The 13,352-nt window shown below is 34.8% G+C and carries 9 protein-coding genes and 1 pseudogene; all 10 read right to left on the minus strand.

Annotated elements, in window-relative coordinates; translation table 11 throughout:
* Positions 1-55: 55 nt before the first annotated feature.
* The 10 genes and pseudogenes from fnbB to AA076_RS12870 all read right to left on the minus strand — a co-directional run bounded on the left by fnbB (position 56) and on the right by AA076_RS12870 (position 13,238).
* Positions 56-2,878 (minus strand): fibronectin-binding protein FnbB, encoded by a 2,823-nt coding sequence (gene fnbB, locus AA076_RS12825; RefSeq protein WP_000841422.1) that lies wholly within the window; start codon positions 2,876-2,878, stop codon positions 56-58.
* Positions 2,862-2,963: pseudogene (locus tag AA076_RS16210) on the minus strand (hypothetical protein). Before AA076_RS16210 ends, fnbB begins: the two are co-directional and overlap by 17 nt.
* A gap of 596 nt (positions 2,964-3,559) precedes the next feature.
* Positions 3,560-6,616, minus strand: coding sequence for a fibronectin-binding protein FnbA (fnbA, locus tag AA076_RS12830; RefSeq protein WP_025175368.1), 3,057 nt, complete (start codon positions 6,614-6,616; stop codon positions 3,560-3,562).
* The gene (locus tag AA076_RS15700) at positions 6,600-6,701 is read right to left on the minus strand and encodes a hypothetical protein (RefSeq protein ID WP_001790696.1); all 102 of its coding nucleotides are present in this window, start codon (positions 6,699-6,701) and stop codon (positions 6,600-6,602) included. The genes fnbA and AA076_RS15700 overlap by 17 nt, the downstream gene beginning before the upstream one ends.
* A gap of 382 nt (positions 6,702-7,083) precedes the next feature.
* The gene (locus AA076_RS12845; RefSeq protein ID WP_000481425.1) at positions 7,084-8,442 is read right to left on the minus strand and encodes a gluconate:H+ symporter; all 1,359 of its coding nucleotides are present in this window, start codon (positions 8,440-8,442) and stop codon (positions 7,084-7,086) included.
* A 116-nt stretch (positions 8,443-8,558) separates the two neighbouring features.
* The gene (gene gntK, locus AA076_RS12850; RefSeq protein ID WP_000876663.1) at positions 8,559-10,112 is read right to left on the minus strand and encodes a gluconokinase; all 1,554 of its coding nucleotides are present in this window, start codon (positions 10,110-10,112) and stop codon (positions 8,559-8,561) included.
* Between the two features lie 23 nt (positions 10,113-10,135).
* On the minus strand, positions 10,136-10,816 hold the full coding sequence (locus AA076_RS12855) for a GntR family transcriptional regulator (RefSeq protein ID WP_000990133.1): 681 nt from the start codon (positions 10,814-10,816) through the stop codon (positions 10,136-10,138).
* A 153-nt stretch (positions 10,817-10,969) separates the two neighbouring features.
* Positions 10,970-11,734 (minus strand): MerR family transcriptional regulator, encoded by a 765-nt coding sequence (locus tag AA076_RS12860; RefSeq protein ID WP_000074007.1) that lies wholly within the window; start codon positions 11,732-11,734, stop codon positions 10,970-10,972.
* A gap of 164 nt (positions 11,735-11,898) precedes the next feature.
* Positions 11,899-12,591: a GTP pyrophosphokinase gene (locus tag AA076_RS12865; RefSeq protein ID WP_000289136.1), complete on the minus strand. Its 693-nt coding sequence runs from the start codon at positions 12,589-12,591 to the stop codon at positions 11,899-11,901.
* 230 nt (positions 12,592-12,821) lie between these two features.
* Positions 12,822-13,238 (minus strand): DUF2188 domain-containing protein, encoded by a 417-nt coding sequence (locus AA076_RS12870; protein ID WP_001117054.1) that lies wholly within the window; start codon positions 13,236-13,238, stop codon positions 12,822-12,824.
* Between the last annotated feature and the right edge of the window lie 114 nt (positions 13,239-13,352).

Here is a 13,352-nt window from a genome sequence, read left to right on the forward strand (position 1 = left end):
AAAAACAGGCTTACTTCATATAATTTATGAAATAAACCTGTCAATTTTGGATTGATTATGCTTTGTGATTCTTTTTATTTCTGCGTAATAACGCTAAACCTAAAATGCTAAATAATCCGCCGAACAACATGCCGTTGTTTGTTGATTCTTCTCCACCTGTTTCAGGTAGTTCAGATTTCTTAGATTGTGCTTTTTTAGTTGGTACCACTGCTTTAACCTTTTCATTGATTTCAATAACAGGTGTTACTACTTTACCTTGTTCCACTGGTTTAGAAGGTTTTTTAGGTTCTTCTTTAGCAGGTGGTATTGGTTTACCAGGTTCAGTTGGTACCTCTGGCGTTGGCGGTGTTGGTGTTTCCGGCTCGCTTGGTACTTCTGGTGTCGGTGGTGTTGGTGTTTCCGGCTCGCTTGGTACTTCTGGTGTCGGTGGCGTTGGTGGCACGATTGGAGGTGTTGTATCTTCTTCAATCGTTTGTTGACCTTCATTATGACCACTTACTTGTGGAAGTGTATCTTCTTCAAAGTCAACACTATTGTGTCCACCGAATTGATAATTTGGTTTATCTTTATTTGTATCTTCTTCAATAATTTCAGTGTGCTTATTGAATCCGTGAATATGTGGCACACTGTCGAAGTCGATATCAATGATATTACCACCTTGTTCATACTTAGGTTTGTCTTTCTCTGTATCTTCTTCGAATGATTGGTTACCATTATTTTGACCATGAATTTGAGGTACACTATCGAAATCGATATCTACGATATTGCCACCTTGTTCATATTTCGGTTTATCTTCTTCTGTGTCTTCCTCAAATGACTGATTACCGCTATTTTGGCCACCTTCGTAACCTAATTCACTCTTAATATCCACGTGGCTATTTTCTTCGATTTCTTCAATCACGCCATAATTACCGTGACCATTTTCAGTTCCTAAACCAGAATGAGAAATATGATGATTGTTTTCAGTAATTTCCTCGATTGGTCCTTGCGCTTGACCATGTTCTTCAGGTAGTTCATCTACTAGTTCAATCAGATTACTTTCAGTCGTATATTCTTTCGTATCTTCAATTGTTGTATGATCGCTAACAGCACCAGTTACAATACCTTTTGTAGAATCTTCGTCAAATTCAACTAGGTTAGACTCAGTAGTAACCTGACCACCACCTGGGTTTGTATCTTCTTCATATTCAACAACATCAGCATGATGTTTTGAATTTTCATGTGTCGATTCTTCAAAGTCTACATGAATAGAATCTTCTTCAGTTTCAATGGTACCTTCTGCATGACCTTCTGCACCTTCAACAGCTGTATGATATTCAAAATCAATTGGCTTAGAATCATTACTTTCTTCGATTGTACCAGTCAATTCATGCTTCTCCACTGGCGGCTCTGATTTAAATTCAAGTTCGATAGGAGTACTATGTTCTATAATAGGTTCCTTTAGTTTATCTTTGCCGTCGCCTTGAGCGTTATTAGAGTAAAATGCAACGCCATTTTTCCAAGTTAAATTACTTGTATAATAATAGTTATAATATCCAAAAAGGTGTGTTTGAAATTCTAAGTTGCTAGCATTTGAATCATAATACCCTTCATATTTTATTACATAATTTTTACTTTGGTCTAAATTATTAAAGTTTAAAGAATAACCACCATTAGTATCAAAATCTAAACTCATATTATCAGTCACATCTTCAAATTTGCTGACATCATCAAGCTTTGCATATACGCTTTCAGCTAAATCGTCTGAACCAATGTGTTTATATACCTTAACTGTTGGATTATTAACCCCTGGTTTATTTCCTTTAGTTACTTGACCAGTTACTGTCACAGAGCTTAACGACTGGTTGTTAGGTTTCATGTACGCAAAATGACTAAATTTCCCATCTACTTTATTTAAAGTATCAATTCGACCATTAGCTGTTACTCCCCAATTATCTCTAACTCCACCTAAATATTGAATATTAAATATTTTGCTAACCGTAGTCTCACCCAATTTAACTTCAACATTTTGGTTACCTTTTTGCGTCACTGTTGTAGGATCAATAAATAGATTTAAAGATAATTCAGCAGTTAAATCTTTCTTTTCTTGTACATATTCTTTAAACGTATATCTAACTTTTCTTTCTCCAATTATTTCTCCTGTCGCCATAACTTGACCATCTGTACTTTTTATCTCCGGAACTTTACGCAGTGTTGAGATACCATGAGTTTCAACATTATCGCTTAATGTGAAATCAAAATAATCTCCCGCCTTAATTCCTTCTCCAAATTTCCATTTATATTTCAAGGTTACTCTTTCTGCGTTATGAGGATTTACAACATTCGTATCTTGTTTATGTCCTACAATTTCACTACCTTCTTCTACTTCCACTTTATTTGTTACATCTGTACCTGTCGCTTTAGTTTCTTCCACTACTTCTTTCTCTGCAACTGCTGTAACGTCAGTTGATCTTTTCATTCTTGGTTTAATTTCTGAGACGTTACTTGGTTGAGCTATGTCAACTTGAGTTCCTGTAGTTTCCTTATCAGCAACTTTTTCCGATGGCAAATCAACTCGCGAAGTTTCTACTTTTGGTGCTTGCACAGTTTTCGGTGCTTCTTCTGTTGTTACTTGTGTTGATTGTGATGGTTGCTCAGTTGATGTCGCGCTGTATGATTGTGTTTCATCTATTGTATTAACGTTATTTGTAGTTGTTTGTGTTTCGCTTGCTTTACTTTCAGTAGCTGAACTCCCACTTTCCTCTACTGTAGTATTGTTTTGTTCCGATGCTGCAGCTTCTTTTTCTTGTCCCATTCCAACAACGATCATTGTTCCTAAGAATACTGAGGCCGCTCCCAATTTGTGTTTTCTTATGCCGTATCTAAGATTGCTTTTCACTATAATATTCTCCCTTAAATGCAAAATTCATTTATTTTTAAAACTCAATAAATGCAATTCTATATTGTTCGGTTTTTAAAAGCAATGAAAAAAAGCGAGTTAATAAAAAGTTAAGATTGTTGTTAACTTTATGTATAATGAGTTTTTTATTATTTGAAACTCACATATATATTGCATACAAAGCTCTTGAACACCTTGATATAACAGGCTTGTATTTTTTATACTTACTTTTTAAATTAAATTCAAATTCATCTAATTTAAAACAATATACTAAACCATACATAATAATCGCCTGTACAATGCATCATTAACAAGTCACTGAAACGCCTTTCATTGTATTAATAACGTCACTATAATTTTTATATCGTTCGGTTTTTGTTTGATTTTAATGATTATTTATACAAAAACAGCCGTATTTCAAGCCGACATTTTAAATTTAACTAAATTTGCATCTAGTTAATAATTGCATTTATCAAATTTGTCTTATTGATCCAATCTAATTTGTACTCACAAACTAGTTTAAAATTCTAACTTTATCTCTCAGTTCGTTATCAATCATCAGACATAAACCAATGAAGCAATCAGAAAACACTCTAATTTTCTATTAGAAATTTGATTTAATATAAAAAAACAGGCTTACTTCATATAATTTATGAAATAAACCCGTCAATTTTTGTTTAATTATGCTTTGTGATTCTTTTTATTTCTGCGTAATAATGCTAAACCTAGAATGCTGAATAATCCGCCGAACAACATACCTTTGTTTGTTGATTCTTCTCCACCTGTTTCAGGTAGTTCAGATTTCTTAGATTGTGGTTTTTTAGTTGGTGCCACTGCTTTAACCTTTTCATTGATTTCAATAACAGGTGTTACTACTTTACCTTGTTCCACTGGTTTAGAAGGCTTTTTAGGTTCTTCTTTGGCAGGTGGTACTGGTTTACCAGGTTCAGCTGGTACCTCTGGTGTTGGCGGTGTTGGAGTTTCTGGCTCACTCGGCACTTCTGGTGTCGGTGGTGTTGGTGTTTCCGGCTCACTTGGTACTTCTGGTGTTGGTGGCGTTGGTGTTTCCGGCTCACTTGGTACTTCTGGTGTCGGTGGCGTTGGTGGCACGATTGGAGGTGTTGTATCTTCTTCAATCGTTTGTTGACCTTCATTTTGGCCGCTTACTTTTGGAAGTGTATCTTCTTCAAAGTCAACACTATTGTGTCCACCGAATTGATAACTTGGTTTATCTTTATTTGTATCTTCTTCAATAATTTCAGTGTGCTTATTGAATCCGTGAATATGTGGCACACTGTCGAAGTCGATATCAATGATGTTACCGCCATGTTCATACTTAGGTTTGTCTTTTTCTGTATCTTCCTCGAATGACTGATTACCTTTATTTTGACCATGAATTTGAGGTACACTATCAAAATCGATATCTACGATATTGCCACCTTGTTCATATTTAGGTTTGTCTTCTTCTGTGTCTTCCTCGAATGACTGGTTACCGCTATTTTGGCCACCTTCATAACCTAATTCACTCTTAATATCAACGTGGCTATTTTCTTCGATTTCTTCAATCACGTCATAATTCCCGTGACCATTTTCAGTTCCTAAACCAGAATGAGAAATATGATGATTGTTTTCAGTAATTTCCTCGACTGGTCCTTGTGCTTGACCATGCTCTTCAGGTAATTCATCCACTAATTCAATCAGATTACTTTCAGTTGTATATTCTTTCGTATCTTCAACTGTTGTATGATCGCTCACTGCGCCAGTTACAATACCTTTTGTAGACTCTTCGTCAAATTCAACTAAGTTAGACTCAGTAGTAACCTGACCACCACCTGGGTTTGTATCTTCTTCATATTCAACAACATCAGCGTGATGTTTTGAATTTTCATGTGTAGATTCTTCAAAGTCAATTGGATTTGATTCCTCAGAGGACTCAGTGTATCCTCCAACGTGACCTGCTTCGCTATCCACAGCAGTATGGTAATCGATATCAATAGCTGATGAATCCGTTTCTTCTATTGTTTCAATGTATCCATCAACATATCCACCTCCACCATCTATAGCTGTGTGGTAATCAATGTCAAGAGTTGATGAATCATATTCCTCTTCAACAGTAGTTACTAAATTCTTATCATATTGACCTGTAAGAGTTTCTTTAATTGTATCTTCTTTATATTCAAATTTATTATTTTGAATAATCGGACCATTTTTCTCATTTCCGTTCGCTTTATTACTGTATAAAACTAAACCATTATCCCAAGTTAAGGTATATCCTCTATCATAATAATACTTATAAAGTTGCTCTGGATGTCCTACCATTTGTGTTCTAAAATCAACTTCATCAGTACCATTTAAATACTCTCCATCATAGTGAACAACATAAGTTTTATCTAGATTTTCTATATTCAATGAATAGCTTCCATTATTTTGTAAATTCAAATTCCCACTCATATTACTTGTGACTTCTTTAAATTTAGAAGTATCTGTCGTATTTGCATATACACTCTTCGCTATGTCTTCATTATTACCCAAGTATTCAAATATCCTAACTTTTGGTTGATTTCCATTCTGATTACTACCTTTCATTAAAGTTCCAGTAACAGTCACACTTGTCGTTTTACCATTATTAGGTTTAATAAATGCAACATGCGAAAATCTATTATTCGCTTTATTAAATGTCTCAATCGATCCATTTAAATTGGCATAATAATTCCCAATACCATCTTTATATTTAACATCTAATTCCTTTGAAGTTTGTTCTTCATTTAGTGTTGAAGTTATAGTTTGATTTCCATTAGTTTGTACAGTTTTAGGATCAATAAATAAATTAATTTCTAGTTCAGCCGTTACATCAACCTTATCTTCAATATCATTTGTAAATGTATATCTAATCTTTCCACCTTCTAAAACTTCACCTGTCGCCATTACGACTGAACCATTTTTAATTTCTGGTACTTTTCTAGCAGTTGATACGCCATGCGTATTTACATTATTTGATAAAGTAAAGTCAAAGTAGTCACCTTGATGTAAACCATTCTCAAATTTCAACTTATATTTTAGTACCGCTCGTTGTCCTGCATGAGGTTCTACTTTATTTGTATTGTTATGCCCCTCAATAGAACCAATTTCTACTGTAACTTTACTTGTTACATCTGTACCCGTTTCCACTTTCGCGTTACTAGCTTCCTTAGCTTCCGCTACATCTGCTGATCTTGTCACACGTGGCTTACTTTCTGATGCCGTTCTTGGCTGTGCCACTTCAACTTGTGTTTCTGCGACTTGATTTTGTGTAGCCTTTTTAGGTGTTAAATCTACTTGTCTTTGATCTCCGCTATTGTCTTGAGATTGTGTTGTTTCCTTAACTTGAGGTTTCGCTTCTTCCTTAACTACCTCTTCTTTAACTGTTTCTATATTTGCTGGTTGTGCAGTTTGTGGTGCTTGTACTGCTTTTGGTGCTTCTTCAGTTGTTACTTGTGTTGCGTTTGACGGTTGTTCTGTTACTGTTGCGTTATATGATTGAGTTTCTTCTATATGATTAACGTTAGTTGCAGTTGTTTGTGTTTCACTTGTTTTATTATCAGTAGCTGAATTCCCATTTTCTTCTACTGTAGTTGTCTTTTGTTCTGATGCTGCAGCTTCTTTGTCTTGTCCCATCCCAACAACGATCATTGTTCCTAAGAATACTGATGCTGCTCCCAATTTATGTTTTCTAATGCCGTACCTAAGATTGTTTTTCACTATAATATCTCCCTTTAAATGCAAAATTCATTAATTTTTTAAACTTAATAAATGCAAGTCTATATTGTTCGGTTTTTAAAAGCAATACAAAAAAGCGAGTTAATGAAAAGTTAAGATTGTCATTAATTTTATGTTAATTGATAATTTTATTATTTGAAATATACCTATAAATTGTATTCAAGTCATCAGAAACCCTTGTCACACAAGGCTTGTATTTTTTATACTTATTTTTTAAATTAAATTCATCATTATCTAATTTAAAACAATATACTAAACGTTTCATAATTATCGCCTGTACAATACGCACAAAAACATGTCTTGAAACGCCTTTCATTACTCTAAAATACCCAATATACTTTTTATATCGTTCGGATTCTGAGTATTTCAGACGATTTTCTGCATAAAAATAAACGTGTTTCAAGGCAATATATTGCAATTACCTAAAAACACGTTTACTTAATATTTAGTTAAACAAATAAGCTAATGAATAAAATGAAGATGATACCTGAAACGGAAATAATCGTTTCTAATAATGACCATGTTAAGAATGTTTCTTTTACAGTTAAACCAAAATATTCTTTAAACATCCAAAATCCTGCGTCATTTACATGAGACAAAATCACACTACCTGCACCTATCGCAAGTACAACTAATGCAACATTTACATCTGATGATTGTAATAATGGTAAGACAATACCTGTAGTTGAAATCGCAGCTACTGTAGCCGAACCTAATGCGATACGTAGCACAGCTGCAACAATCCATGCTAGTAAAATCGGAGACATCTCTGTACCTTCAAACATTTTAGCAATTGTATTTCCGACACCGCCGTCAATTAATACTTGTTTAAATGTACCGCCACCGCCAATAATCAATAACATCATTCCGATTGGATAAATCGCATTCGTCACTGATTCCATAATATGATTCATCTTACGCTTTCTCATTAATCCCATCGTAACGATTGCAAATAATACTGCTATTAGCATGGCTGTCCCTGCTGTTCCTATCATATAAATGATAGATTCAAATAGATTTGTAGGTTTGTCATGCCCAGTTACAAGTTGCGTTATCGTAGACACTAACATTAATATGACTGGTAATGTTGCTGTTAATAAACTCATACCAAATCCTGGCATCTCTTGATCCGTAAATTCTTTTTGTGCACCTAACGCTGAAATATCGCCTTCTCGTGTATACGCAGACGGAATCATTTTTTGTGCAACTTTGTTAAATATAGGCCCTGCAATGAGTGTAACTGGAATGGCAATAATCATACCATACAGTAATACATCTCCAACATTTGCCTTTAATTCTTTTGCGATGACTACCGGTCCTGGATGTGGTGGTAAAAAGCCATGTGTCACTGATAAAGCTGTTACCATAGGTAGTCCTAGTTTTAACACTGAAACATTTGCGCGTTTTGCTACTGTAAATACTAATGGAATCAGTAAGACTAAACCTACTTCAAAGAACAATGCAATACCGACGATAAATGCTGCAACAAGCATTGCCCATTGTACATGTTTTTGACCAAATTTTTGAATCAACGTGTCTGCGATTCGAGTTGCACCACCACCATCAGCAAGCAATTTCCCAAGTATGGCACCTAAACCGAATATCAGTGCAATGTGGCCGAGCGTACTGCCCATTCCTTTCTCAATCGTCTCCATAATTTTAGTCAATGGTATACCTAGCATTAACGCTGTAATCATCGATGTGATAATTAATGAAATAAATGTATTTAATTTAAACCCAATAATTAATACTAATAAAATAACGATACCTAAAACAACACTGATTAACGGCCATATTTCGTTAAACATGACATTCCCCTCTTTCTCTTTTCAATAGAATGTAACACCGTCGTCGCGCACGTATTCCACATAATATATAGTAGTCATGGCACAACAACTTTATCTAAGATGCTTGAGTGACGTATTTATTGTGTTTTATTTTCAGCGATATGTTGGCGTTGAAAATCTGCAATTTGTTCATAATTCTCTGTTAAAGAACGACTTAAATTGATAAAAATGGATACGATCTCTTGGTAAACAGTGACATTTTCTTCAATCGGCGTATGATTGTTTGTGGCACCGACCATCGATGAAACGATTGAAAAATCTTCAATGTCACCTACAGCTTTAAGTCCGAGCACGCAGGCACCTAAGCATGAACTTTCATAACTTTCAGGAACCACTAACTCTGTGTCAAATATATCTGACATCATTTGACGCCATACTTCACTTTTCGCAAAACCACCTGTTGCTTTTATCATCTTAGGTGTTTCATTCATTACTTCAATAAGCGCAAGATAGACGGTATACAAATTGTAAAGAACACCTTCTAATGCAGCGCGAATCATATGTTCTTTTTTATGAGATAAAGTTAAACCGAAGAATGAACCTCTTGCATTTGCGTTCCAAAGCGGCGCACGTTCTCCTGCTAAATAGGGATGGAATATTAAACCATCTGCACCTGGTTTAACACGCTTTGCAATTTGAGTTAAGACATCATAAGGATCAACACCGAGACGTTTCGCAGTTTCGACTTCACTCGCTAGCAACTCGTCGCGCAACCATCTCAATACGACACCACCATTATTTACAGGACCTCCGATGACGTAGTGGTCCTCTGTTAAGACATAACAAAATATTCTACCTTTGTAATCAGTACGCGGTTTATCTATCACAGTACGAATCGCCCCAGATGTACCGATTGTGACAGCAACTTCTCCTTTACCAACACTATTGACACCTAAATTAGAAAGGACCCCATCACTCGCACCAATAACAAACGGTGTATCTTTATTAAGCCCCATTAATGTTGCATAACGTTCTTTCATACCTTTCATCACATACGTTGTTGGAACTAATTCCGGCAACATTTCCTTGGAAATACCCAGCAGTTCTAATGCCTCAACATCCCAATCTAATGTTTCTAAATTAAACATCCCTGTTGCGGAAGCCATTGAATAATCAATGATATATGTATCAAATAAATGATAGAAAATGTATGTTTTAATATCTGCAAACTTAGCAGTACGTTGAAATACATCTTGCCATTCATGTTTCATCCAAAAAATCTTCGCTAATGGCGACATAGGATGAATCGGTGTGCCTGTTCGCTGGTAAATCGCATTGCCATCATGCACTTCATTTATTACTGTTGCATATTTTGCAGCGCGGTTATCTGCCCAAGTAATATTATTTGTTAATCTTTGATGTTGCTGATCCATCGCAATCAAGCTATGCATTTGCGCACTAAATGACACAAACTTAATGTCGTCTTTATTAACTTTGGATTCTCTCATAACATATTTAATAGTCATTAGTACTGCATCAAATAATTCATCTGGGTTTTCTTCTGAGACATCAACGTTTGGTGTGTGTAAATCATAGCCTATTTGATGTTTCATGATAAAAGTTCCATTTTCATCATATAAGACTGACTTGGTACTCGTCGTTCCAATGTCGACACCAATCATATATTTCATGATAAATCCTTCTTTCTTTCATTTTAATTCAACCAAAATCCTTCAATATCTTTACCAACATCGTCGAAATTTAAATGAAACGCTTCTTTCAAAATTTGACTGTCGTATTGTTCCACTGCATCAATAAACACTTGATGATTATGATGTATGCGTTCAAAATCTTGCGGGTTCTGTTGCATACGTTGTCGCATGGATGTTAAAACGAGTGCCATCATTACTGGTTTTAAATGACTCCAAAATGAGTTTAAATATTGATGATTAGATGCTTTGATTAATGTTTCATGAAATTCAAAGTCATGCTTCGTAAATGATTCTGCATCCTCAAATTTTACTGCCACTTTCATCATTTCAAGTTGTTTCTTCATTTCTTTTACGATAGGTAGTCGCTCTTGATTTTTAACTCTTGAAAATGCAAATGACTCTAACATCAGTCGCAAATCATACATTTCTTTCTTTTCTTGTTCCCCAAACGGCAACACATGTGCACCCATTCTTTCTAATTGGATGAGTTGATTTTGTTGCAATAATTTAAATGCATCTCGAATTGGCGAACGACTCACATTAAATTGCTTTGCCATTTGATTTTCAGTGAGTAACGTACCTTCAGCTATGTGACCATTCACAATGCCTAAGCGTAATTCTGCCGCGATACCTTCTCCAGTTGTCATACCTTCCAACCATTTCTCTGGATATCCATACATCATCAAAGTCACTCCTTCATTACACGACATACTTGTATACAAGTATGTTAATATAGTTATTATGAGTTTGCAAGCGCTTTCTTTACGAGCACTAAAATAGTGACCACCCCTTTTCGATTTAAATTTAAAGGAAATGGTCACTATCACACGAATGATTTAATTGTTATGTTGTATGTGGGATATTTCTAATTGTTCTGTACTCATATGCGCTTTAGGTACTTCAATGCAATAATGCGTTTCATGACAGTTTGGACATTCGAATCGACGTGTTGTCGCTGTATGTTTCGCTTTGATAACTGCCCACAAAGATGGTGAGAATATATGCTGGCAGTTAGGACATAAATAGGCAACCTTTTGTTGGTAATAAAAAGTAACACCAATGCCATAACCAATCATAAATGGTAAAGCAATTAAAAACGGCCATTTATTTTTCATCAAAATTGCACTTATAATGCTAGAATATTGAATTATTCCTATAATACCAGCACTAATCCAAATGTTACGACGAATACTTTTCATTTCAGCTGATTTACTCATGACATGCTCTATGTCTTTTAAGTGTGTGATTGGAGACGTCGACGCTTCATTTACGTAATATTGAACATTTTTAATTTTGTTTAATACCGCTTGTTGCTGTTTAACTTGTTGGTTAATTTCTTGTTGTTTCATAGTTAGTAAAGTATTGAGCGTCTTCAAAGTACCTTCACCTTTTAGCAACATATCTATATCGCTTAACGCACAACCTAAATCTTTAAGCAATAAGATTAACTCTAATGTTTGTCGCTGTTGTTCTGTATACACACGACGCTTTCCTTCTGTAAATCCTTGTGGTTTCAAAATACCTTTGCGATCATAATATTGAATCGTTCGTGTTGTCACATTGCATAATTTTGCGAGTTCTCCAGTCGAATAGTTAGACATAGATTCCACCTCCTATAATTACCATAGTTGATGACCCGACGTCACGAGCAAGTACAATTTCCACATTTTAAAGAAATTTATTATACTAGGCGTCTTATTTTTATGATTTCGTACCATGTTGATTTACAAACTCACTCAAACTAAGTAACACACCTACTAAACATCTACTCTGTTATTTCAGAATGAATTTGTTGTAATTTATCTTCAACTTCAGTAATCTCTGTCGCACATTCTTTCAGTAAATCTCGATACTTTTCCGTCTCTGCATTGTTTTTATAACGTATTTTATGTTCTAAACTTGCCCACATATCCATACCTATCGTTCTAATTTGAATTTCAACAGGCAATACCTCAACGCGTTCTGCTAAAAAGACTGGAATAGATACAACGATATGTAAACTGCGGTAACCATTTTCTTTAGGGTGCTGAATATAATCTTTACGTTTTATCAATTGTACGTCTTCTTGTTTAAGCAACATCTCTTCAATCAAATAAATATCATCTAAGTAATTACATACTACGCGAATTCCGGCAATATCCAGTATATGTTCTTTGGCAGTTTCTGCGCTAATCTGTAATCCTTTACGATTAAGCTTTTCTATTAAACTACGCATTTCTTTCACACGTCGCTCCATATGATGTATAGGATTGTGTTTATAAATGTGATTGAAATTGTCATCTAAAATACTCAGTTTAGTGCTTATTTCCTTTAGTGCTGACGAATAAATATGATCTAACTCTACGAAACCTAATAACGTATCAAATGCTTCATCACCATTTTCAAATTTACTTAAACTATTTTTAAAATCATGTCGCAAATCCTCTAAATATAGTGATGGTTTTCGATCTACATACATTTTTATACTAACCTCCGATATATAATCATCTTTATTGTACCTAACATTTTATTAAGATAATACTAATACACTATCGAACTTTGGGCTGATACTGAAACAGCACAAAGAAACTCAAACAATTCGAATTATGTATCAAAACCTTCAATTACAGGAAGTGATTTTAAAATGATTTAACGCAAAAAAACACCTGTTACCGTTATATAGGTACAAGTGCTTAATTGATAGAGATGTTATACGTCTTTAAATGATTCCACAACTTTTGGATGTGGACCATCCATAAGCGGTTCTCTTTGTCGAACGCCACCACTTTGGTTGCCAATTGATTCGCTATCAAAGTACGATTTATCTTGATTTGATTGTTCTTGAATATGTTCTTCATTATCAGTTGTTGCATATTCACTATCCACCTCTGTTTTTTCCATTGTTGCTGTATGGAATTGTACGAAGTTCTCTTCTTCTAATGCTTTGATTTCTTCTTTCGATAACGCTCGATACCAATCTTTCGCTTTTTTCGCCGCAATAGGAACAACATCTTTTTCAAGATATCCTTCTTTTAACATTGCATTCGCAATTTCTATCGCTTTTTGCCGTTTAATTACTTCAAATTCTTTCCATTTTTCGGGGTAACCTTTCATTGTAAAGGGCATTCCCTTAACCTCCAATATGTTATAATTCATGTTATATACCACCATAATTATAAAATGAAACATATTAAACACAATTTTTTAGACTCCCGTCATAATAACTTCAGACAAACGTTA

The organism is Staphylococcus aureus (genome assembly GCF_001027105.1).
GTDB lineage: Bacteria > Bacillota > Bacilli > Staphylococcales > Staphylococcaceae > Staphylococcus > Staphylococcus aureus.

What these genes read in the sequence shown, in the direction of transcription:
- AA076_RS12845 (WP_000481425.1), bottom strand. Translation starts at nt 8,442, where the DNA reads ATGTTTAACGAAATATGGCCGTTAATCAGTGTTGTTTTAGGTATCGTT.
- AA076_RS12860 (WP_000074007.1), bottom strand. Translation starts at nt 11,734, where the DNA reads ATGTCTAACTATTCGACTGGAGAACTCGCAAAATTATGCAATGTGACA.
- AA076_RS12865 (WP_000289136.1), bottom strand. Translation starts at nt 12,591, where the DNA reads ATGTATGTAGATCGAAAACCATCACTATATTTAGAGGATTTGCGACAT.
- gntK (WP_000876663.1), bottom strand. Translation starts at nt 10,112, where the DNA reads ATGAAATATATGATTGGTGTCGACATTGGAACGACGAGTACCAAGTCA.
- AA076_RS12855 (WP_000990133.1), bottom strand. Translation starts at nt 10,816, where the DNA reads ATGATGTATGGATATCCAGAGAAATGGTTGGAAGGTATGACAACTGGA.
- AA076_RS12870 (WP_001117054.1), bottom strand. Translation starts at nt 13,238, where the DNA reads ATGCCCTTTACAATGAAAGGTTACCCCGAAAAATGGAAAGAATTTGAA.